This window comes from Pseudomonas sp. CFBP 13602, assembly GCF_014842725.1.
Taxonomy (GTDB): domain Bacteria; phylum Pseudomonadota; class Gammaproteobacteria; order Pseudomonadales; family Pseudomonadaceae; genus Aquipseudomonas; species Aquipseudomonas baltica.
Window position 1 is genome coordinate 166,264 of the sequence record NZ_JACYVT010000008.1, and the last position, 19,295, is coordinate 185,558.

At 63.4% G+C, this 19,295-nt stretch carries 20 protein-coding genes; 7 read left to right on the plus strand and 13 right to left on the minus strand.

The genetic code is table 11. The features are described 5' to 3' along the window. Window positions 1-80: 80 nt before the first annotated feature. The 5 genes from pcaF to pcaR all read right to left on the minus strand — a co-directional run bounded on the left by pcaF (window position 81) and on the right by pcaR (window position 5,434). Window positions 81-1,286 carry a 3-oxoadipyl-CoA thiolase gene (gene pcaF / locus IFU31_RS17725; RefSeq protein WP_192103988.1) on the minus strand — a complete coding sequence of 402 codons (1,206 nt, stop codon included), beginning with the start codon at window positions 1,284-1,286 and terminating at the stop codon, window positions 81-83. Next, entirely contained in the window at window positions 1,283-2,062 is a 780-nt protein-coding gene (locus IFU31_RS17730) for a CoA-transferase subunit beta (RefSeq protein ID WP_192057640.1), read from the minus strand. The genes pcaF and IFU31_RS17730 overlap by 4 nt, the downstream gene beginning before the upstream one ends. Beyond that, complete coding sequence (locus IFU31_RS17735) at window positions 2,059-2,919, minus strand: CoA transferase subunit A (protein ID WP_192103990.1); 861 nt, start codon at window positions 2,917-2,919, stop codon at window positions 2,059-2,061. The genes IFU31_RS17730 and IFU31_RS17735 overlap by 4 nt, the downstream gene beginning before the upstream one ends. A 133-nt stretch (window positions 2,920-3,052) precedes the next feature. Continuing rightward, the gene (locus IFU31_RS17740) at window positions 3,053-4,399 is read right to left on the minus strand and encodes an MFS transporter (RefSeq protein WP_192103992.1); all 1,347 of its coding nucleotides are present in this window, start codon (window positions 4,397-4,399) and stop codon (window positions 3,053-3,055) included. 165 nt (window positions 4,400-4,564) lie between these two features. Further along, complete coding sequence (pcaR, locus tag IFU31_RS17745) at window positions 4,565-5,434, minus strand: pca regulon transcriptional regulator PcaR (RefSeq protein ID WP_185794003.1); 870 nt, start codon at window positions 5,432-5,434, stop codon at window positions 4,565-4,567. Window positions 5,435-5,709: 275 nt separating this feature from the next. On the opposite strand from pcaR, the gene IFU31_RS17750 reads away from it, so the two are divergent. Both IFU31_RS17750 and IFU31_RS17755 read left to right on the plus strand, forming a co-directional pair. Next, window positions 5,710-5,910, plus strand: coding sequence for a hypothetical protein (locus IFU31_RS17750; protein ID WP_122479727.1), 201 nt, complete (start codon window positions 5,710-5,712; stop codon window positions 5,908-5,910). 297 nt (window positions 5,911-6,207) lie between these two features. Next, complete coding sequence (locus tag IFU31_RS17755; RefSeq protein ID WP_122479418.1) at window positions 6,208-7,680, plus strand: inorganic phosphate transporter; 1,473 nt, start codon at window positions 6,208-6,210, stop codon at window positions 7,678-7,680. 69 nt (window positions 7,681-7,749) lie between these two features. Here the strand turns inward: IFU31_RS17755 and IFU31_RS17760 are convergent, their stop codons facing one another. Beyond that, a complete protein-coding gene (locus tag IFU31_RS17760; protein ID WP_192057644.1) occupies window positions 7,750-9,222 on the minus strand; it encodes a helicase HerA-like domain-containing protein in 1,473 nt (490 codons plus the stop codon). Between the two features lie 216 nt (window positions 9,223-9,438). Here IFU31_RS17760 and IFU31_RS17765 point away from each other — a divergent pair, with 216 nt between their 5' ends. Then, window positions 9,439-10,434: a lysylphosphatidylglycerol synthase transmembrane domain-containing protein gene (locus tag IFU31_RS17765; protein ID WP_192057645.1), complete on the plus strand. Its 996-nt coding sequence runs from the start codon at window positions 9,439-9,441 to the stop codon at window positions 10,432-10,434. Here the strand turns inward: IFU31_RS17765 and IFU31_RS17770 are convergent. Together IFU31_RS17770 and purU are read right to left on the minus strand one after the other, a co-directional pair. After that, on the minus strand, window positions 10,403-10,630 hold the full coding sequence (locus IFU31_RS17770; protein WP_192103994.1) for a hypothetical protein: 228 nt from the start codon (window positions 10,628-10,630) through the stop codon (window positions 10,403-10,405). The genes IFU31_RS17765 and IFU31_RS17770 overlap by 32 nt on opposite strands. A 2-nt stretch (window positions 10,631-10,632) precedes the next feature. Next, window positions 10,633-11,484 carry a formyltetrahydrofolate deformylase gene (gene purU, locus IFU31_RS17775; RefSeq protein WP_192103996.1) on the minus strand — a complete coding sequence of 284 codons (852 nt, stop codon included), beginning with the start codon at window positions 11,482-11,484 and terminating at the stop codon, window positions 10,633-10,635. Between the two features lie 314 nt (window positions 11,485-11,798). Between purU and mvaT the strand changes: the two genes are divergently transcribed. Next, on the plus strand, window positions 11,799-12,179 hold the full coding sequence (gene mvaT / locus IFU31_RS17780; protein ID WP_122713621.1) for a histone-like nucleoid-structuring protein MvaT: 381 nt from the start codon (window positions 11,799-11,801) through the stop codon (window positions 12,177-12,179). Window positions 12,180-12,275: 96 nt separating this feature from the next. Here mvaT and sbcB read toward each other — a convergent pair whose 3' ends face one another. The 4 genes from sbcB to IFU31_RS17800 all read right to left on the minus strand — a co-directional run bounded on the left by sbcB (window position 12,276) and on the right by IFU31_RS17800 (window position 16,475). Further along, window positions 12,276-13,715, minus strand: coding sequence for an exodeoxyribonuclease I (sbcB, locus tag IFU31_RS17785; RefSeq protein ID WP_192103998.1), 1,440 nt, complete (start codon window positions 13,713-13,715; stop codon window positions 12,276-12,278). A gap of 73 nt (window positions 13,716-13,788) precedes the next feature. Continuing rightward, entirely contained in the window at window positions 13,789-14,946 is a 1,158-nt protein-coding gene (locus IFU31_RS17790; RefSeq protein WP_192104000.1) for a phospholipase D-like domain-containing protein, read from the minus strand. Window positions 14,947-15,069: 123 nt separating this feature from the next. Beyond that, entirely contained in the window at window positions 15,070-15,399 is a 330-nt protein-coding gene (locus tag IFU31_RS17795; RefSeq protein ID WP_122479425.1) for an amidase, read from the minus strand. Beyond that, window positions 15,396-16,475: a serine hydrolase domain-containing protein gene (locus tag IFU31_RS17800; RefSeq protein WP_192104002.1), complete on the minus strand. Its 1,080-nt coding sequence runs from the start codon at window positions 16,473-16,475 to the stop codon at window positions 15,396-15,398. Before IFU31_RS17800 ends, IFU31_RS17795 begins: the two co-directional genes overlap by 4 nt. Before the next feature lie 209 nt (window positions 16,476-16,684). Here IFU31_RS17800 and olsB point away from each other — a divergent pair, with 209 nt between their 5' ends. Both olsB and IFU31_RS17810 read left to right on the plus strand, forming a co-directional pair. Continuing rightward, entirely contained in the window at window positions 16,685-17,440 is a 756-nt protein-coding gene (olsB, locus tag IFU31_RS17805) for an L-ornithine N(alpha)-acyltransferase (protein WP_192104004.1), read from the plus strand. After that, on the plus strand, window positions 17,440-18,210 hold the full coding sequence (locus tag IFU31_RS17810; protein ID WP_192104005.1) for a lysophospholipid acyltransferase family protein: 771 nt from the start codon (window positions 17,440-17,442) through the stop codon (window positions 18,208-18,210). Before olsB ends, IFU31_RS17810 begins: the two co-directional genes overlap by 1 nt. A gap of 66 nt (window positions 18,211-18,276) precedes the next feature. Here IFU31_RS17810 and IFU31_RS17815 read toward each other — a convergent pair whose 3' ends face one another. Continuing rightward, complete coding sequence (locus IFU31_RS17815; protein ID WP_192053630.1) at window positions 18,277-18,849, minus strand: acyl carrier protein phosphodiesterase; 573 nt, start codon at window positions 18,847-18,849, stop codon at window positions 18,277-18,279. Window positions 18,850-18,990: 141 nt separating this feature from the next. On the opposite strand from IFU31_RS17815, the gene IFU31_RS17820 reads away from it, so the two are divergent. Beyond that, entirely contained in the window at window positions 18,991-19,293 is a 303-nt protein-coding gene (locus IFU31_RS17820) for an ArsR/SmtB family transcription factor (RefSeq protein ID WP_043186925.1), read from the plus strand. Window positions 19,294-19,295 lie beyond the last annotated feature (2 nt).

The following is a 19,295-nucleotide window of genomic DNA, read 5'->3' on the forward strand; positions in this document are numbered from 1 at the left end:
ATCTATGTGGGAGAGGGCTTTTCTGTGGGAGCGGGGCGGGCGGCGAGCCCTCTGCCCGCGAAGAGGCCAGTGAAGCCCCCTCAAACCCGCTCGATCGCCAACGCCAGACCCTGCCCTACCCCCACGCACATCGTCGCCAGCCCGCGCTTGCCGCCACTTTTTTCCAACTGATGCAGCGCGGTCAACACCAGCCGCGCCCCGCTCATGCCCAATGGGTGCCCCAAGGCAATCGCCCCGCCGTTGGGATTGACCTGCGCCGCGTCGTCCGCCAGCCCCAGCTCGCGCAGCACGGCCAGGCCCTGGCTGGCGAACGCTTCGTTAAGCTCGATCACGTCGAAGTCTTCGACCGTCAGGTTCAGGCGTTCCAGCAGCTTGCGCACTGCCGGTACCGGACCGACGCCCATCACCCGTGGCGCCACCCCGGCACTGGCCATGCCCAGCACCCGGCCACGGGCCGTCAGGCCATGCTTCTGCACTGCCTCGGCACTGGCGAGAATCATGGCGGCGGCGCCGTCGTTGACACCCGAAGCATTGCCTGCGGTCACGCTCTTGTCGGCGCCGTTGACCGGCTTGAGCCGGGCCAGGGTTTCCAGGGTGGTATCGGCACGTGGATGCTCGTCCTGCTCGACCACGGTGTCGCCCTTCTTGCCGGGAATGCGCACCGGTACGATTTCCTCGGCGAAGAACCCCGCCGCCTGGGCGGCAGCGGTGCGTTGCTGGCTGCGCACGGCGAAGGCGTCCTGGTCCTCACGGGAGACCCGATAATCGTCGGCCACGTTGTCGGCGGTCTGCGGCATCGCATCAACGCCGTATCGGGCCTTCATCAGCGGGTTGATGAAGCGCCAACCGATGGTGGTGTCTTCCAGCTTCATGTTGCGGGAAAAACCGGCGTCGGCCTTGCCCATGACGAAGGGTGCGCGCGACATCGATTCAACACCACCGGCAATCGCCAGCTCCATCTCGCCACTGGCAATGGCGCGGAACGCCGTGCCCACCGCATCCATGCCCGAAGCACACAAGCGGTTGAGGGTCACGCCCGGCACGCCTTCGGGCAGGCCGGCCAGCAGCAGCGCCATGCGTGCGACGTTGCGGTTGTCTTCGCCCGCCTGATTGGCGCAGCCCATGAACACTTCGTCGACCTGCGCCCAATCCACCGCCGGGTTACGCTCGAGCAACGCCTTGATCGGCACGGCGGCCAGGTCGTCGGCACGCACGTTGGCCAGGCTGCCGCCAAAGCGACCGATGGGCGTACGTACCGCATCGCAAATGAATACGTCACGCATCATGCTTCTCCCGGCGCTTGGCCATGGGCGGCCGCGGTGCGTGCTTCCAGGGCGCGCAACGCCTCCAGTTCGGTGGTGTCGGGCTCGGCCGTGGTCTGCACGTCGTCGGCGAAGCGGACCTTCCAGCCGGTGGCAGCACTGATCTGCTCGCGGGTCACACCGGGGTGGATGGAGGTGACCACGAACTCGTTGGTGCCGGCTTCCGGTTCCATGATGCACAGGTCGGTGATGATCCCCACCGGGCCTTGCCCCGGCAGGCCCAGGCGCTTGCGCGAGTCGCCGCCGTCACCGTGGCCCACCGACGTGAGGAAATCGAGCTTCTCGACGAAGCTGCGGTGCGACTGCTTGAGGATGATCAACACGCTCTTGGCTGAACCGGCGATTTCAGGCGCTCCGCCAGCGCCCGGCAGGCGTACCTTGGGCTGATGATAGTCGCCCACCACGGTGGTGTTGATGTTGCCGAAACGGTCGACCTGGGCGGCGCCGAGGAAGCCGACGTCGATACGTCCACCCTGCAGCCAGTAGCGGAAGATCTCACCCGTCGGCACCACCGTGTCGGCGGTTTCCGCCAGTTCGCCGTCGCCGATGGACAGCGGCAAGACGCTGGGCTTGGCGCCGATCGGACCGGACTCGTAGATCAGCACCACGTCGGGCGAAGACGTCAGGCGCGCCAGGTTGGCAGCCTTGGACGGCAGGCCGATGCCGACGAAGCACACCGCGCCGTTGCGCAGGCGCCGCGCAGCCGCGACGGTCATCATCTCGTTGGTGGAGTAAGTCATGGGGTCACCTGCGCTGCGCTGGCCAGTTTCGCCTGGTATTCGCTGAAGTTCTGGGTGCCATGGATGTAGGTGTCGATCCAGGCGGTAAAGGTCTGCCGGTCTCGCGCAACAGAATCCCAGGCTTGGTAAAACACGTTGTCGCGCTGGGTGTAGCCGTGGGCGTAGGACGGATGTGCCCCACCCGGTACGTGGCAGACCGCAGTCAGTGCCCAGGTCGGCAATACGCAGGCGTTCATGGGGGCCTGCAGGTCGTCGACGATTTCTTCCACCGTGACGATACAGCGCTTGGCGGCCAAGGCGGCCTCCTTCTGCACGCCGAGGATGCCCCACAGCAGTACGTTGCCCTTGCGGTCGGCTTTCTGCGCATGGATCACGGTGACATCGGGGCGCACCGACGGCACCGCTGCCAGCACTTCGCCGGTGAAGGGGCAGGTCACCGTCTTGATCAGCGGGTTGACCTTGGGCAGATCGGAACCGGCGTAGGCCCGCAACACCGCGAACGGCAGGCCCGAGGCGCCGGCCACATAGGCATTGGCCAGGTCGGCATGGCTGTGTTCTTCGATCTCCAGCGCTTGCGGCCACTGCTTCTCGACGGCGTCGCGCAGTCGATGCAGCGAACCGACACCGGGGTTGCCGCCCCACGAGAAGATCAACTTGCGAGCGCAACCGGAGCCGATCAACTGATCGTAGATCAGGTCGGGGGTCATGCGCACCAGCGTCAGGTCTTTCTTGCCTTGACGAATGATCTCGTGACCTGCGGCGGTTGGAATCAGGTGGGTGAAGCCTTCGAGCGCGATGGTGTCGCCATCGTTGACGAATTGCTTCACCGCGTCGGTGAGCGACAGAATTGCAGCCATGTGGGCAGGACTCCTCGGTACTGTGAGCCATCTTGTTTGAATGAAGCTGGCATACAGGTTAGGGCGCCAGCCTCACACGAACAATCCGATTATCGACTATCTGTTCGATTATCGAACAGTACAGCGGCGCGCTTCAGGTAGCGTCGGCGTGGCTGACGCGCCCCTTGATCAACAAGGCCACGGTAGCCAGCACGGCGGGGACGACCAGCGCAGTCAGCACCTGTTCGAAATCCCAGCCCAGGCCGAGTAGTGTCGCGCCCATCCAGGCACCCAGGATTGCACCGAAACGGCCGATGCCCAGCATCCACGACACACCGGTAGCGCGCCCCTGTGTCGGGTAGAACCGCGCGGCCAGCGACGGCATCGCCGACTGCGCGCCGTTGACGCACATCCCGGCGATCAGCACCAGCGTCGCCAGAACTGTGATGTTGCCCAGGCTTTGCCCTACCGCGTAGGCGAATACGCCAGCCAGCAGGTAGAACGTGGCAATGACCTTGTGCGGGTTGAAGCGGTCCATCGCCCAACCCACGCCTACGGCACTCAGTACACCGCCGAACTGGAACAGCGCGCCGATGAAGGCGGCCTGCTCGAGGCTCGCGCCGCTGTCGCGCATCAGCGTCGGCAGCCAGCTGGTCAACAGGTAGACGATCACCAGACCCATGAAGTAGGTCAGCCACAGCAGCAAGGTGCCGGCACGGTAGGTGCCCGAAAAGATCACGGCGAGGACGTTGCTCGCTTTGACGGTTTTCTGTTCGGGAACGCTGAAACGCTCGGCCCGCGCCACTTGCTCAGGGTCGATCGGGGCAAGGGTGCGACGGATTTTTTCCACGCTTTTGTTGCGTACCACCAGGTACCGCGCCGACTCGGGCAGCCAGACCATCAGCACCACCGCCAGCAGCAGCGGCAGCACACCGCCGAGCAACAGCAGGCTGTGCCAGCCGAAGGCAGGAATCAGCTTGGCGGACATGAACCCACCACCGGCCATGCCCAGGTTGAAACCGCAGAACATGCTGGTCACCAACAGCGAACGAAAGCGTTCGGGGGTGTATTCGGACAACAGCGTGGTGGCGTTGGGCATACCCGCGCCCAGCCCCAAGCCGGTGAGAAAGCGCAGAATCAGCAGTTGATCGACGTTGCTGCTGTAGGCCGATGCCAGGCTGAACCCGCCAAACACCAGCACCGCCCCGACCAGCACCAGCTTGCGCCCGAAGCGGTCGGCCAACGGCCCGGAGCCCAGCGCGCCGAACACCATGCCAATCAGCGCGGCGCTCATCACCGGCCCCAGGCTGGCCCGGTCGATGCCCCACTCCTGCGACAACGCGGGCGCGATGAAGCCCATGGCGGCGGTGTCCAGGCCATCGAGAAAGACGATCAGGAAACACAGGATGACCACGCGCCATTGGTAGCGCGACAGCGGTCGGTCGTTGATCAGGGTCTGCACATCCAGGCACACCCCTGCAGCGTTGGCAGGTCTGTTCATTATTGTTCTTGTCATTGTAGTTATTCGGGAAAGACGGGCACATCGACACATGCCTGAGCAGTCGATGCGATGGACATTAGTCAGCCCGCCCCGGCCCGGTCAATCGCGCACCTGCAGATGTGTGCGGTCACCGCACACTGCAACGCCCACGCTGGCCACGATGGTTCAAGCGAACAGTTGCGCACTCAAGTCGCGGCTGGCAGCCAGCATGATCGGCAGGAAGCGTTGCTCCAGTTCCGCCCGCGTCACTCGACCGGCGTGGGTGCTGACGTTGAGCGCCGCCAGCACCTGCCCCGACGCGTCGTACACCGGCACGGCAATCGAACGCAGGCCCTGCTCCAGCTCCTGATCGACGATGCACCAGCCCTGCTGGCGAACCCGCTCCAGGCATTCGAGCAATGTCACCTTGCTGGTCAAGGTACGGCTGGTCTTGGGCGCAAGGTCGGTGTGCTGCAGGTATTCGTGCAACGAGGCGTCGTCGAGCGCGGCGAGCAATATGCGGCCCATGGAGGTGCAATACGCCGGCAGCCGGCCGCCCACCGACAGATCCACGGAGATCAGCCGCTGGGTCGTGGCCGAGCGCGCGATATAGAGAATGTCGTCGCCTTCGAGCGTGGCCATGTTGCAGGCTTCGTGCAGCTGCTCGCTCATGCGATCCAGATACGGCTGTGCCGACACCGCCAGGGGTGTCGACGACAGGTAGGCATGGCCAAGGGTCAGGACCTTGGGCAACAGCGAGTAGGTGCGCCCATCGGTGGTGGCGTAGCCCAACTTGATCAGGGTATGCAGGCAACGTCGCACGGCGGCCCGAGGGATTTCGGTGCGGTGGCTGATCTGCGCGATGGTCAGGTGTCGCTTGCGCTCCTGGAATGCCTGCACCACCGCCAGCCCGCGGGCCAGCGAGGTCATGAAGTCAGGATCGCCGGTAAACGCCTGGATGCGCTTGGCCGGCGATGCCACGATCGGCGGAGCCAGGGAGCTGAACGCAGTTCGCTGGGGCACTGTCGAGGCTGCCGGTGGAGTGTCTTCGCTCATCAAACTGCCCTCTGGATACTGGGAACTGCCCAGGGCGATTATCGAACCAGCGGGCGATAATCGCAAACCTGTGCAGCGGGCGTTTCGTGGCCGGTGCTGAAACTTATCCCTGTTTGCGTTTTCCTAGTGTGTATCGAGTCGAGCTACACACATTCGATGACAGACCCAGGTGCCCCGTTGACACTGCGACTCGCTACAATGCGTTCGCCAACTGGCACGGCGCTGGAGAAACCTTGTCAGCCGGTTTCAACTTTCCATTTATCAGAGTAATGAATGTGACGAAAGACGAACTGCGCGCGCAACTGGAGCGCCAGGAACAACGTTACAAGGAAGTCTACGGCGGCGAGATCACCACCTACGCTGCTCAGCCGGAACCCGAACGCAAACCTTGGCGCAAACGCGCCAGCATTGTCGATCTGGCATTCCAGGAAGAGATCCAGAAGATCGAAAAAGACCTGCAACAGCCTAACGCCTGATATTGACGTGGCACGACGCACCGCGCCGGCCCTGCCACGTCAATTGCAATCAAAAATGCGTCATGTGGCGATAGATTTCATACGCCCGTTTGAATTATCTAGGGTTGTATGCGGGACGTTGCTTGCTACCGATAGCCCGAATTTTCGGGGCCAAGGTGCCTGCTGCATTGGCGTCAGCCCTCGCCACTGCCTGCTGAATGCCGGAAAAGCGGACCCACCGGTCAGCGCCTGGGGGGTCATAACGCCTCGATTTCTGGCATAATCGCGCCCCCTCAATGGCCCGGTCACAAAACCTTCATGATCGAATTATTCAGCGCACTGGATGCGTGGGTGTTGGTCAGCCTGTTCTTAGCGCTGGCGTTTGTTCTCACCTTCGAATTCATCAACGGCTTTCATGACACCGCCAACGCGGTGGCCACAGTCATCTACACCAAGGCAATGCCGCCGCACCTGGCCGTATTCCTGTCCGGTATCTTCAACTTCCTCGGCGTGCTGCTGGGCGGCGTTGGCGTGGCCTACGCGATCGTCCACCTGCTGCCGGTGGAGTTGCTGATCAACGTCAACACCGGACATGGCCTGGCCATGGTGTTCTCGCTGCTGGCCGCGGCCATTACCTGGAACCTGGGCACCTGGTATTTCGGCATTCCGGCCTCGAGCTCGCACACCCTGATCGGCTCGATCCTGGGCGTGGGCCTGGCCAATGCCTTGATCAACGACATCCCCCTGGGCGACGGCGTCAACTGGCAGAAGGCAATCGACATCGGCGCCTCGCTGGTGTTCTCGCCCATCGCCGGCTTCGTGGCGGCGGCCCTGGTGCTGATCGGCCTGAAATGGTGGCGTCCGGCGTCCAAGATGCACAAGACCCCGGAGCAGCGGCGCAAGCTGGACGACAAGAAGCACCCACCGTTCTGGAATCGCCTGGTGCTGGTGTTGTCGGCCATGGCCGTGAGTTTCGTGCACGGTTCCAACGATGGCCAGAAGGGCATCGGCCTGATCATGCTGGTATTGATCGGTATCGTCCCGCAGCAGTTCGTACTTGACCTGAACTCGACCACCTACCAGATCGAGCGGACCCGCGACGCGACCCAGCACTTGAGCCAGTTCTACCAGCGCAACCAGGCCACCCTGGGTGAGTTCCTGGCGCTGGGCAAAGCCCAGCAGGGCGATCTGCCAGAGAAGTTCAGCTGCAATCCGCAGCAGACCGAACCTACCATCGCAGCGCTGTTGAGCACGCTTGAAGGTGTCTCCGACTACCATTCGCTGGCGGCCGAGCGTCGCATCGAAGTGCGTCGCTACCTGCTCTGCCTGGATGACACGGCGAAGAAGGTCGGCAAGTTGCCAGCACTGGAGCCGCGTGAGAAATCCGACCTCGAGAAGCTGCGCAAGGACCTCACCGCCACCACCGAATACTCGCCGTTCTGGGTCATCCTGGCCGTGGCGCTGGCCTTGGGCACCGGCACCATGGTCGGCTGGAAACGCGTGGTGCTGACCATCGGCGAGAAGATCGGCAAGCAGGGCATGACCTACGCCCAGGGCATGTCGGCGCAGATCGTCACAGCGTGCGCCATCGGCGCAGCCAACGTGTTCAGCCTGCCGGTGTCGACTACCCACATCCTCTCCTCGGGGGTCGCTGGTACCATGGTGGCCAACAAGAGCGGGCTGCAGGGCGGCACGGTGCGCACCATCATGCTGGCATGGGTGTTGACCCTGCCGGCCTCCATGGGCCTGGCGGCCGGGCTGTTCTGGTTGGCGAGCCAACTGGTCGGCTAGGTACTGATCGACAGTTGCAGAAAAGGCGCCCGCGGGCGCCTTTTTGCATGGGTAGGAAAACGCTGGACGCTACTTGCGCTTGCTGCCGCCCAGCAAAGACCCCATCAAGCCGCGGACCAACTGGCGACCGAACTGGTTGGCCGCCTGGCGCATCGCTGACTTCAATGCCTGCCCCGCAGCGCCACTGAGAAACTCGCCGGCCTTGTCGGCCAGGCTTGGCGCGGGCGGCTGTGCAGGGTCCGCGGCGGGCGCCAGCTTGCGCGCGGTCAGCAGTTCATAGGCGGACTCGCGGTCCACCGGCTGATCGTAGCGCCCGGCCAGTGCAGAGTTGCGGACCACGGCGGCACGCTCGGCGTCCGTCAGCGGGCCGATACGCGACTGCGGCGGCGCGATCGAGACGCGCCGGACCATCGCCGGGGTGCCTTTCTCCTCCAGCGTTCCGACCAAGGCCTCGCCGGTGCCCAGCTCGGTCAGCACCGCCAGGGTGTCGAACGCGGGGTTGGGGCGGAAACCTTCGGCAACCGCCTTGAGCGCTTTCTGCTCTCGGGCGGTGAACGCCCGCAGACCGTGCTGGATGCGCAGGCCCAGTTGGGCCAGCACCGCATCGGGCAGGTCGCTGGGGGACTGGGTGACGAAGTACACGCCGACGCCCTTGGAGCGAATCAACCGCACCACTTGCTCCAGGCGATCCTGCAGGGCTTTGGGGGTGCCGTTGAACAACAAGTGGGCTTCGTCGAAAAACAGCGCCAGCAACGGCTTGTCGGCGTCGCCGCGTTCGGGCAATTGCTCGAACAGCTCAGCCAGCAGCCACAGCAGGAAGGTGGCGTAGACTTTCGGCGCCTCGTGCACCAAGCGGCTGGCGTCGAGCAGATGGATGCGGCCGCGGCCATCGGCGTCGGGGTGCAGAATGTCTTCCAGGCGCAGGGCCGGCTCGCCGAACAGCGCTTCGGCGCCCTGCTGCTCCAGTGTGGCAAGGCGGCGCAACAGGGCCTGGCTCGAGCCCGTGGTCATCAGCGCGCTGTCGTCACCGAGCAGCTCTGGGTTGTCCCGGAGGTGGTTGAGCAGCGCCTTGAGATCCTTGAGGTCGAGCAGCAGCAAGCCTTCGCGGTCGGCTACCTTGAAGGCGGCGTACAGCGCGGATTGCTGGCTGTCGGTGAGTTCCAGCAGGCTGCCCAGCAGCAGCGGCCCCATTTCGCTGAGCGTGGTGCGCAGCGGATGGCCGGACTGCCCATGGATGTCCCAGAGTGTGACCGGACAGGCCTGAGCGCGGTAATCCAGCCATGGCATCTGCGCAATCCGCTCGGCGATCTTGCCCTGCGGATTGCCGCTGGCGCCGAGGCCGCACAGATCGCCTTTGATATCGGCGGCAAACACCGCCACTCCGGCCTCGCTGAAAGCCTCGGCCAAGCGCTGCAGGGTGACCGTCTTGCCGGTTCCAGTGGCACCGGCGATCAAACCGTGGCGGTTGGCCAGGCGCAGGTCCAGACCCACTGGCTCGCCGCTCAGGTCGGCACCGAACAATACGTGTCGGGCATCCGTCATGTTGCACCTCTGCTGTTATTCAATGAAGCCTGACCCAGCGTAATGCCAAACCGGCCGGTGTGCAGGAAAAAATCCTGGGTGAATCCAAGTCGCTGACGAATCGCGCCGACGCGGCTATCATCTCGCCCACGACGGCCCGACGCCGGCCCATACGGACTCTTCCATGCAGCGCACTCGCCTTTCCCCTCCCGCGAACCTCGCGACGACTCGCCTACCATGAGTCGTATGCTGTGGCTGGTTCTGATCATCGCCGTCGCCGTGCTCATTCCCATCGTCATGGGCGGCAGCGAAATGCTCCAGCGCCTGCGCGGGTTCTCGCTGCTTCTGCTATTGGGCATGTTCGGCATGATCTGCGTCGGCTGGGTGGTGAATGCCATGCGCCTGCGGCTGCTGCTGGCCGAGCAGGCCGCACGCATCGGTCGGCTGAAGACGGTTGCGGTAGTGATGGCGGCAGAGTTCGCCTATTGCGCCACCCCGGGCGGCAGCGGCGCACCACTGACCCTGCTGGCCTTGCTGGGACGCCAGGGCATCGGCGCGGCCAAGACCAGCGCCGTGTTCGCCATGGACCAGCTCAACGACCTGATGTTCTTCTTCTTCGCCCTGCTGTGCATTCTGGTCTACGCGCTGTTTCACAACCTCAGCCAGGCACTGGAAAGCATGCTGCTGGCCAGCGGGGTTCTGATGACGGCCGCGTTGATCGCCTGTGCGGTACTGGCGCGCTATCACCGCCCGGTGATCAAGATCAACGGCCGGCTCCTGCAATTGCTGCGCATCAAGCCCGCCACACGACGGCGCTGGGCGCGCAAACTGCTGCATTTTCTCGACGCTTTCGCTGACAACTTCCGCCTGCCCCGCCGCGTGCTTGCCCAGGTGTTTGCCTTGACCTGCGTGCACTGGACGCTGCGCTACAGCGTGCTGTATTTCACTTTGCAGGGGCTGGGCAGCGAGGTGGACTGGGCGTGGAGCTTTCTGATTCAGATGCTGGCCCTGAGCGCCGGCCAGTTCAGCCTGTTGCCCGGCGGTGCGGGCGCCGCCGAGCTGGCCTCGGCTGCCCTGCTGGCGCCCATGGTGGGCAAGTCGACCGCTGCCGCCGCGATTCTGATCTGGCGGCTGGTCACCTACTACTTCTACCTGATCGCCGGCGGCCCGGTGTTCGTCGCCCTGTTGGGCAAGCCCTTGCTCAACAAGCTGCTGCGGGCCCGCCAGGCTTGACCGCAGCGGGCGTGTCGACGTCGCTGGCAGGCTCGCCCTGCTGCTGTTCCCGCAGCTGCTGCGCCCACAACGCCTCGGCATCCGGAAAATCGGTGCCGTGCTCCTCGCTCAGCGCCTCGGGATCGTAGCGGCTCGCACAGCCCGCACCGAGCACCGGCAACGGCTTGGCACTGGCCTTGTCGCCCGGCTCGCCCATGCTCAGCTGAAGACTACGGTCTTGTTGCCGTGCACCATCACGCGGTCTTCGAGGTGATAGCGCAGACCACGGGCCAGGACCATTTTCTCGACATCGCGACCGAAGCGCACCATGTCGTCGATGCTGTCGCTGTGACTGACGCGAACCACGTCCTGCTCGATGATCGGGCCGGCGTCCAGCTCCTCGGTGACGTAGTGACAGGTGGCACCGATCAGTTTCACGCCGCGCAGCGAGGCCTGGTGGTAAGGCTTGGCGCCGACGAAAGACGGCAGGAAGCTGTGGTGGATGTTGATGATCTTGCCGGCATAGGCCTGGCACAACTGCGGTGGCAGAATCTGCATGTAACGCGCCAGCACCACGACATCGGCCTGGTGCTGATCGACCAGGCGCGAGACTTCGGCGAACGCCGGCAGTTTGTCCTGAGGGTCGACCGGCACATGGTAGTAGGGAATGCCATGCCATTCGACCATGCTGCGCAGGTTGTCGTGGTTGGACACCACGCAGGCGATGTCGCAGTCCAGCTCGTTGCTGTGCCAGCGGTGCAGCAGGTCGGCCAGGCAGTGGGATTCGCGGCTGGCCATGAGCACCACGCGCTTCTTCTGTGCGGTGTCGGTGACCCGCCATTCCATGGCGAATTCTTCGGCGATGGGCGCGAAGGCTTCGCGGAAGGCGTCGATGTCGAACGGCAGGGTGTCGGCACGAATTTCGTGGCGCATGAAGAACCAGCCGTTCTGGTCATCGGAGTGGTGGTTCGATTCGCTGATCCAGCCGTTGTGGGACGCCAGGAAATGGCTGACTTTGGCAACGATGCCAACGCGGTCCGGGCAAGCGGTCACCAGCCGAAAAGTGCGCATGTATTCAAACTCCAGAAACTTCGCAAAGGGCGCCATTCTAGCGGCTGACGGCCGAATCTGCAGTATTGATTGCAGCCTTTCAAGCGTGTCGCACATCCGCCCCGCTCCACCGAACGGGTCGGCCGGCACACTGTCGATGGAGTCACAGGTATTAAATAGATCTGCCCGGTAATGACATGAAAAATCATTCACCTCGATGTTGCAGGCACTGTCGGTATCAACGCAGTGTTTCCGTTAAATGTTTACTTGGCCTCGGTGGATGCTTATTATCACGACACTGTTTCCACTGACACTTGCATTACCGAGGTATGACCATGTCCCTGATCAACGAATATCGCGCGACCGAAGAAGCCATCAAAGAGCTCCAGGCACGCTTGAAGAATCTGTCCGAAGACGACAAATTGCAGACCGAACTGGAATTCGAAGGCAAACTGCGCACCCTGATGGGCGAATACCAGAAATCGCTGCGCGACATCATTGCCCTGCTGGATCCGGAAGCCAAGTTGAACAAGGCACCGCGCCCCACCACTGGCAAAGTTACCGGCACCAAGCGCGCGCGCAAGGTCAAACAATACAAGAACCCGCACAACGGTGAAGTCATCGAAACCAAGGGTGGCAACCACAAGACCCTGAAAGAATGGAAAGCCAAATGGGGTGGTGATGTGGTCGAGAGCTGGGCCAGTTTCCTCGGCTGATCGTTACATCGTTTGCATCGCAGCCTGTAGATCACAGCCTGTAGATAAAAAAACGCCAGTCCTGTGACTGGCGTTTTTTATGGCCGCGACTTCAATTCAAGTCGGCTGTAGGCCCAGGCGCACCGCCAGTGCCTGTGCGTAGGCCTGCCAGTGACGCAACACCTGGATCTGCAGCGGGTCGGCCTTGGCCATGCAGTCGGCCAGCGCGACATTGAAGCCTTGCAAAGTATTGGGGGCGCCCAATTGTGGATCACTCAAGCGCTGTTGACAGAATTGCAACCAACGCTGTGTTTCAAGAGGATTCAGGGTATGCGGAAAGTTGCGCGCCCTGTAGCGAAACAACAGTTCAGGCAGTCGCTCGTCATCGAATATCCATTGCGCAGTGGCCAACTGTTCTGGATCCAATGTACGAATCCGTTCGCACAATAACCGGTCACGGTCACCGATGAACCCGTCATACAACTGTTGTTCTGGATCGACACTCTCGGAAAACGCTTGCGCTTGATACAACGGCGGCAATTTGTATTGCCATTGCGGTTGAGCATCGCACAAGCGCATTGCCCGAGCTTGATAGAGCGGCTTGTCGAGATTCAGGCGTTGCCAATCCTCCTCACGCAATACGCCGAGCGGGGCTATTACCGGGCAGCGATTGATGTGCAGAAGTTTCAAAGGCAATGGCGCCTCGCCTTCAGCCAGGTCCTGCCGGCGTTTGTAGAGACGCTCTTGCAATATTTCGATACTTTGCTCGATCAACGGCTGCGGATCGTGAGCCAAGTCGTAGACAATCAAGGCATTGCGATTCTTTGGATGCCAAGCCAACGGCATCACCACTGCGGCATAGCGTCGCGCTGCGCCGAATTGCCCGGAAACATGTACCAGAGGCTGCAACAACTGGATGTTTTCCTGCACCCGTTGTTTGCCACGCAATTGGAACAGCCAGTCGTAGAGCCGGGGTTGGCGCTGACGGATCAAGCGTGCCAGGGCAATGGTGGCACGAACGTCGGACAAGGCGTCATGCGCCTGGCCATGGTCAATGCCGTTGGCGGCCGTGAGCAACTCCAGGCGCATGCTCGCCCGTCCGTCTACCTGCGGCCAGTGGATGCCCTCGGGGCGCAGCGCATAGGCAGCGCGGACCACGTCGATCAAATCCCAACGGCTGTTGCCACCTTGCCACTCGCGCCCGTAAGGGTCGAAGAAGTTGCGATAGAGGCTGTAGCGGGTCATTTCATCGTCGAAGCGCAAGGTGTTGTAGCCGGCCCCGCAGGTACCGGGCATCGCCAGCTGGGCGTGGACCCGGGTCATGAAGTCGGCCTCGCTCAGGCCGTGATCGGCCAGGCGCTGCGGAGTGATGCCGGTGATCATGCAGGCTGCCGGATGCGGCAGAATATCGTCGCTGGGCTGGCAGTACAGGTTGACCGGCGCGGCGATCTCGTTGAGGTCTGCATCGGTGCGGATGCCGGCGACCTGCAAGGGCCGATCGCAGCGCGGATTGATACCGGTGGTTTCGTAGTCGTACCAGAAAATGCTGGAAGTCACTGAGGTGTCCTGTGCGCAGTTGCGCGACAGTGTAGAGCCCTGCCCCGCATGAGGCCACGGTTGTCGGGCGGCCTCAGCCCCGGCGCCGAAACACCGCCACGCTCAGGCGATCCATCCAGCCGAAAATGCGTTGCTGAACCCGCCCCCAGAACGGCCGACGGCGCCAATCGGCCAGGCTGACTTCATGGCTGGCGGCGAAGTCGGTGATGAAGCTGCGCTGCACCGCCTCGGTCAGGCTGGGGTCCAGCGCTTCGAGGTTGGCTTCCAGATTGAAGCGCAGGTTCCAATGATCGAAGTTGCACGAACCGACACTGACCCAGTCGTCGATCAATACCATTTTCAAGTGCAGGAAACAGGGTTGGTATTCATAGATCTTGACCCCGGCCTTGAGCAACTTCGGGTAATAGTTATGGCCGGCATAGCGTACCGATGGGTGGTCGGTGCGCGGACCGGTGAGCAACAGCCTGACGTCGATGCCGCGGCTGGCGGCGCGACGCAGCGAGCGGCGGACCTTCCAGGTCGGCAGAAAATAAGGTGTCGCCAGCCAGATGCGGCGCTGTCCGCTGTTCAGTGCGCGCACCAGTGACTGCAGAATGTCGCGATGTTGCCGGGCATCGGCGTAGGCGACCCGCCCCAGCCCCTGGCCGCCGTCGGGCATGGGTGGCACGCGCGCCAAGCCGAAATGGGTAGGCGGACGCCAGGCGGTGCGCCGCAGGTTGGCGCGCCATTGGCGGTCGAACAGCATCTGCCAGTCAGCGACCAAGGTGCCCGTCATGGCCACCATCACCTCATGCCATTCGCTGACACTTTCATTTGGCTGCCAGAACTCGTCGGTGACACCAGTGCCGCCGACCATCGCCCATTGCTGGTCCACCAGCAACAGTTTGCGATGGTCGCGGTAGAGGTTGCGCACGCCCCGGCGCCAACTGATCGGGTTGTAGAAACGCAGCTCCACCCCGACGTCGGTCAACTGCGCGCGCAGTTCTGCGGTGAAGGCCAGCGAGCCGTAGTGGTCGAACAGGCAGCGTACATGCACGCCCCGTGCGGCCGCCGCGTGCAGTGCCTGGACCACGGCCTGGGCACAGGCGCCGGCCTCCACCAGGTACAGTTCCAGATCGATCGCGTGCTCGGCCTCGCCGATGCGCTCGAGCATGCGCGGAAAGAACTGCGGCCCGTCGATCAGCAACTCGAATTCACTGCTCTCGCGCCACGGAAACACCGGCCCGCCCATGTCAGTGCCCCTGCATGACAGATAGGGTCGCTTGCAAGCCGTTCGATTCACGCATGGGCAGTCCTGTAACCAGATGGATGGAGACATCGGTGGCGGGTGCAGGCAGACCAGGTTCGGGCCGGTTCATCCGTCGCTCCCGGGAATCAATCGGCAGCCTTGCCGGGGCCCAACCCAGGCCGCCGTATTGCTGCGCCCCAGGCCGCTGGCCAGAACCCGCCGCTGGCCAGCGTCCTCGCTCAGGCTGCTGAGCGGCAGATACTGCTTGATGTAGCTCTGACAGTAGTCGGCACTGTTTTGCAGCACATAGCGGCACGAACAGTATTCCTTCGCTGAAAAGGCGCTGAGAATGTCGGGAAAGGCCAGCAACTGCGTGCGTTCGTGCCACAGCCAAGTGGCCGCCGCCAGCGACAGCAGCAGGCCGAGCGCCGCCCAGGCGCGCTTGCCAGTGCTCATTGGCCACCCGGTGCGGCGAAGGCGGCCACGATCCGCTGCAACAGCGCATCGTGGCTGAAGCTGCCATCGCGGTCGTCGGCATAGCGCACCACCACCAGGCGTTGCTCGGGCAGCACGTACAGCGCCTGTCCCCAATGCCCCAGTGCCGCCATGGTGCTGCGCGGAGCATGCGGCCAGGCCATATTGCTGTTGAGCCACCAGTGCGCGCCTGCTGCGGGCTCTCCCGCAACGTGCTCACTCGGGGCGAACGGCTTGCGGTTGAAGGCCACCCACGCCTGCGGCAGCAATTGCCGGCCACGCCATTGACCATCGCGCTGCATCAGCAGGCCCACCCGGGCCAGATCGCGCGCGGTCAGGTAGGCATAGGACGAGGCGACGAATGTGCCGCTGGCATCGGTTTCCCACACCGCCTGGTCGATACCCAGAGGCGTGAATAACGCCTGCCAGGGATAGTCCGGGTACTCGTGCAGGCCGACCATGTTGCGCAGCGCTGCGGCAAGCAGATTGCTGTCGCCACTGGAGTAGCGGAAATGTTCGCCGGGCACGTAGGCACGCCGGTGGCTCGCCGCATAGCTGGCCATGTCGTGATGACCACGGGTGTAGAGCATCGCCACCACCGAGGAATTGAGCGGTGCATATTCGTAGTCTTCCTGCCAGTCCAGCCCCGACGCCCAGTGAAACAGGTCCTGCACGCGTATATCGCGGTGCTGGGCAAGGGGCTGGAAATAGTCGGCGGCGGCATCCTGCAGGGCAAAACGCCCTTCGCCATAGGCCACGCCCATCACCGTGGCCAGCAGGCTCTTGCTGATCGACCAGGTGGCATGCACCCGGTCGGCAGCACCGGGGCCGGCGTAGCGCTCGTAGACGATCTCGCCGTCGCGGACCACCAGCAGCGCATCGGTGCGCACGCCTTCGCGCACGGCGTCATCGCGGGCGACGAACGCGTATTGCTCCAGGGCGGCAATGGCCGGCGACGCCGGTGCCGGTGCCTGGTTCCATCGTTCGGATGGCCAATTCTGCGCACCCACCGGTAACGCGCACAGCAGAGAGATCGACAGGATAAGCAGACGCGGCATGCGGGGAAGGCTCGTGATCGAGGTTGGAGCGAGTGTGCAGTGCGGGTATGACAGCCGTTCGCTGCAAGAGTTGTGTGGCGTATGGCGGTCGAGGGCTGTCACGCAAGCATCACCAAAGCTTCATGGTGATGACACCGGGTCTTCCTAGGCTGGCCATGCCTAGCAAAATCGACCTGCCGCACTCACCGGCCGGCTTTTGGAGACTTGCAATGACTCAGATCGCACGCTCTGGCGACACCCGTACCGAACGCCGTCTGCACGCCGAACGACTTGTCGGCCCGCAAGCTCTGCACGAGGCCCAGGCCCTGCGCTTCGCCGTGTTCAGCACCGAGCTCAACGCCAAACTCAAGAGCGCCGAGCAAGGTCTGGATATCGACGACTACGATGCCCATTGCCAGCACATCGGGGTGCGCGACCTGGCCACCGGGCGACTGGTAGCAACCACACGCCTGCTCGACCACCGCGCTGCCGACCGGCTGGGGCGCTTCTACAGCGAAGAAGAATTCAGCCTGCACGGCCTGCGCCACCTGCAAGGCTCGATCCTGGAAATCGGGCGCACCTGCGTGGCCCCCGCCTACCGCAACGGCGGCACCATCGCGGTGCTCTGGGGCGAGCTGGCGGAGGTGCTGAACGAAGGTGGCTACGATTACCTGATGGGCTGCGCCAGCATCCCGATGCAGGATGGCGGCATCCAGGTCCAGGCGATCATGCAGCGTCTGCGCGAGCGCTACCTGTGCACCGAGCACTTGCGCGCCGAGCCGAAGATGCCCCTGCCCAGCCTGGACATTCCAGGCAACGTCATTGCCGAACTGCCGCCGCTGCTCAAGGCCTACATGCGCCTGGGCGCGAAGATCTGTGGCGAGCCGTGCTGGGACCCGGATTTCCAGGTTGCCGACGTGTTCATCCTGCTCAAGCGCGACGATCTCTGCCCGCGCTACGCTCGCCACTTCAAGGCGGCCGTGTGATGCCGCGCTGGCGCGTGTACGCGCGCATCCTGCGCCTGCTCTGGGTGATCGGCCTGGGCCTGGCGCTGGCCGCGATGTTCAGCCTGCTGGAGCGGATGCGCCTGCCCGACTGCATGGGCCGCCGTCAGCGCTGGTCGCGCTGGTTCATGGTGCGCCTGAGCAACGCGCTGCCGTTCGAGGTGACCGTGCAGGGCGAGTTGCCGCACAAGCCCATGCTGTGGGTCGGCAACCATGTCTCCTGGACCGACATCCCTCTGCTCGGCATGCTGGCGCCGCTTTCGTTCCTGTCCAAGGCCGAAGTGCGTACCTGGCCAGTGGCCGGCTGGCTGGCGCTCAAGGCCGGCACGTTGTTCATTCGTCGCGGCGCGGGCGACAGCCAGTTGATCCGGCGGCAGATGACCCAGCACTTGCGCAACGATCTGGACCTGATGATCTTCCCCGAGGGCACCACCACCGATGGTCACAGCCTGCGTACGTTCCATGGGCGGCTGATGTCCAGCGCCATAGACGCCGGCGTGCCGGTGCAGCCGATCGCGATCCGCTATCAGCGTGACGGCGAGCTGGATCCGATCGCGCCGTTTGTGGGCGATGATGATCTGCTGTCGCACTTGCTGCGCATCTTTGCTCAGCCCCGCGGGCAGGTGTTGATCCAGGTGCTGGCGCCGATCGCCAGCCTGGGCAAGGAACGCGCGGCACTGGCCTATGAGGCTCAGGAGGCAGTGCGCTTCGCGTTGTTCGGGGAGGTTGAGGAGCTGCGGCAGGCGGCGTGAGTCTGGTGTTCCGAGTTGCGTCATTCGCGGGCGGCGAGCCCTCTGCCCGCGAATACGTCAGTACAGTCACCGCCTCTCCCGCGCGAACCCCTGCACCACCGGATAGAACGCGCGGAAATCTTCGGTCAGTGGCGCGTACAGGGCTCGTACTTCCTCGAACCCTCCAGCCAGCCCTTCGGGCTTGGACAACCGCCGTGAGATCCCCTGCAGCACCCGCTCGATGATCTGGAAATCCCGGTACGACCCCAACCAATCCTCGGCGATCATGTGCGGCGCCATGGCCGCCAGCCGCCCCGGCAGCTCGGCTTCGGCTGCCAGCACCCGATAGACATGGTCGGTGAACGCCGTCAGCGGCTGCCGGGAATAGTCCGCCCAGTGCAGCGCCAGGCAATGATCGAAAAACACATCGACGATGATCCCGGCATAGCGGCGCCGTTCGGCCGGGAAGCGGCCGATGGCGCGCAGCACCAGCGGGTGACTGTCGGTGAATGCATCGATCTGCCGATGCAGGCGAATGCCGGCCTCCATGGGTGCGCTGAAGCGCCCTGCCAGCGGGCCTTTGACGAAATCGCCATAGAGGCTGCCGAGCAGTTGCTCAGGTGCAGGACCGCCGAGATGAAGGTGTGCCAGGTAGTTCATGCCGCGCAGCTTAGCACCATTGCGACTGTATCGTTATAACCCGATATAGCCGAATGACCCGTCGTTAGCACACATTCATATTTGTATATCGCGAAATACAGATATATATTTCGCCTCGTCCCGATATAAGCCGAGTACGTCATGTCCCTCGATCTCGACGAAATAATAAAAGCCCTCTCCCACCCCGTGCGCAGGGAAATCCTGGCGTGGCTCAAGGATCCCCAAGGGCAGTTTCCCGATCAGCACCACAGCACCGAAAACGGTGTATGTGCCGGGCAGATCGACCAACGCTGCGGCCTCTCGCAGTCAACCGTCTCGGCGCATCTGGCCACCCTGCAACGGGCCGGCCTGATCAGCAGCAAGAAGGTTGGCCAGTGGCACTTCTTCAAACGCAACGAGGACGTCATCCAGGCGTTTCTCGCGCAAATGAGCGCACAGCTCTGACA

What these genes read in the sequence shown, in the direction of transcription:
- pcaF (WP_192103988.1), bottom strand. Translation starts at nt 1,286, where the DNA reads ATGATGCGTGACGTATTCATTTGCGATGCGGTACGTACGCCCATCGGT.
- IFU31_RS17730 (WP_192057640.1), bottom strand. Translation starts at nt 2,062, where the DNA reads ATGACTTACTCCACCAACGAGATGATGACCGTCGCGGCTGCGCGGCGC.
- IFU31_RS17735 (WP_192103990.1), bottom strand. Translation starts at nt 2,919, where the DNA reads ATGGCTGCAATTCTGTCGCTCACCGACGCGGTGAAGCAATTCGTCAAC.
- IFU31_RS17740 (WP_192103992.1), bottom strand. Translation starts at nt 4,399, where the DNA reads ATGAACAGACCTGCCAACGCTGCAGGGGTGTGCCTGGATGTGCAGACC.
- pcaR (WP_185794003.1), bottom strand. Translation starts at nt 5,434, where the DNA reads ATGAGCGAAGACACTCCACCGGCAGCCTCGACAGTGCCCCAGCGAACT.
- IFU31_RS17755 (WP_122479418.1), top strand. Translation starts at nt 6,208, where the DNA reads ATGATCGAATTATTCAGCGCACTGGATGCGTGGGTGTTGGTCAGCCTG.
- IFU31_RS17760 (WP_192057644.1), bottom strand. Translation starts at nt 9,222, where the DNA reads ATGACGGATGCCCGACACGTATTGTTCGGTGCCGACCTGAGCGGCGAG.
- IFU31_RS17765 (WP_192057645.1), top strand. Translation starts at nt 9,439, where the DNA reads ATGAGTCGTATGCTGTGGCTGGTTCTGATCATCGCCGTCGCCGTGCTC.
- IFU31_RS17770 (WP_192103994.1), bottom strand. Translation starts at nt 10,630, where the DNA reads ATGGGCGAGCCGGGCGACAAGGCCAGTGCCAAGCCGTTGCCGGTGCTC.
- purU (WP_192103996.1), bottom strand. Translation starts at nt 11,484, where the DNA reads ATGCGCACTTTTCGGCTGGTGACCGCTTGCCCGGACCGCGTTGGCATC.
- mvaT (WP_122713621.1), top strand. Translation starts at nt 11,799, where the DNA reads ATGTCCCTGATCAACGAATATCGCGCGACCGAAGAAGCCATCAAAGAG.
- IFU31_RS17790 (WP_192104000.1), bottom strand. Translation starts at nt 14,946, where the DNA reads ATGGGCGGGCCGGTGTTTCCGTGGCGCGAGAGCAGTGAATTCGAGTTG.
- IFU31_RS17795 (WP_122479425.1), bottom strand. Translation starts at nt 15,399, where the DNA reads ATGAGCACTGGCAAGCGCGCCTGGGCGGCGCTCGGCCTGCTGCTGTCG.
- IFU31_RS17800 (WP_192104002.1), bottom strand. Translation starts at nt 16,475, where the DNA reads ATGCCGCGTCTGCTTATCCTGTCGATCTCTCTGCTGTGCGCGTTACCG.
- olsB (WP_192104004.1), top strand. Translation starts at nt 16,685, where the DNA reads ATGACTCAGATCGCACGCTCTGGCGACACCCGTACCGAACGCCGTCTG.
- IFU31_RS17810 (WP_192104005.1), top strand. Translation starts at nt 17,440, where the DNA reads ATGCCGCGCTGGCGCGTGTACGCGCGCATCCTGCGCCTGCTCTGGGTG.
- IFU31_RS17815 (WP_192053630.1), bottom strand. Translation starts at nt 18,849, where the DNA reads ATGAACTACCTGGCACACCTTCATCTCGGCGGTCCTGCACCTGAGCAA.
- IFU31_RS17820 (WP_043186925.1), top strand. Translation starts at nt 18,991, where the DNA reads ATGTCCCTCGATCTCGACGAAATAATAAAAGCCCTCTCCCACCCCGTG.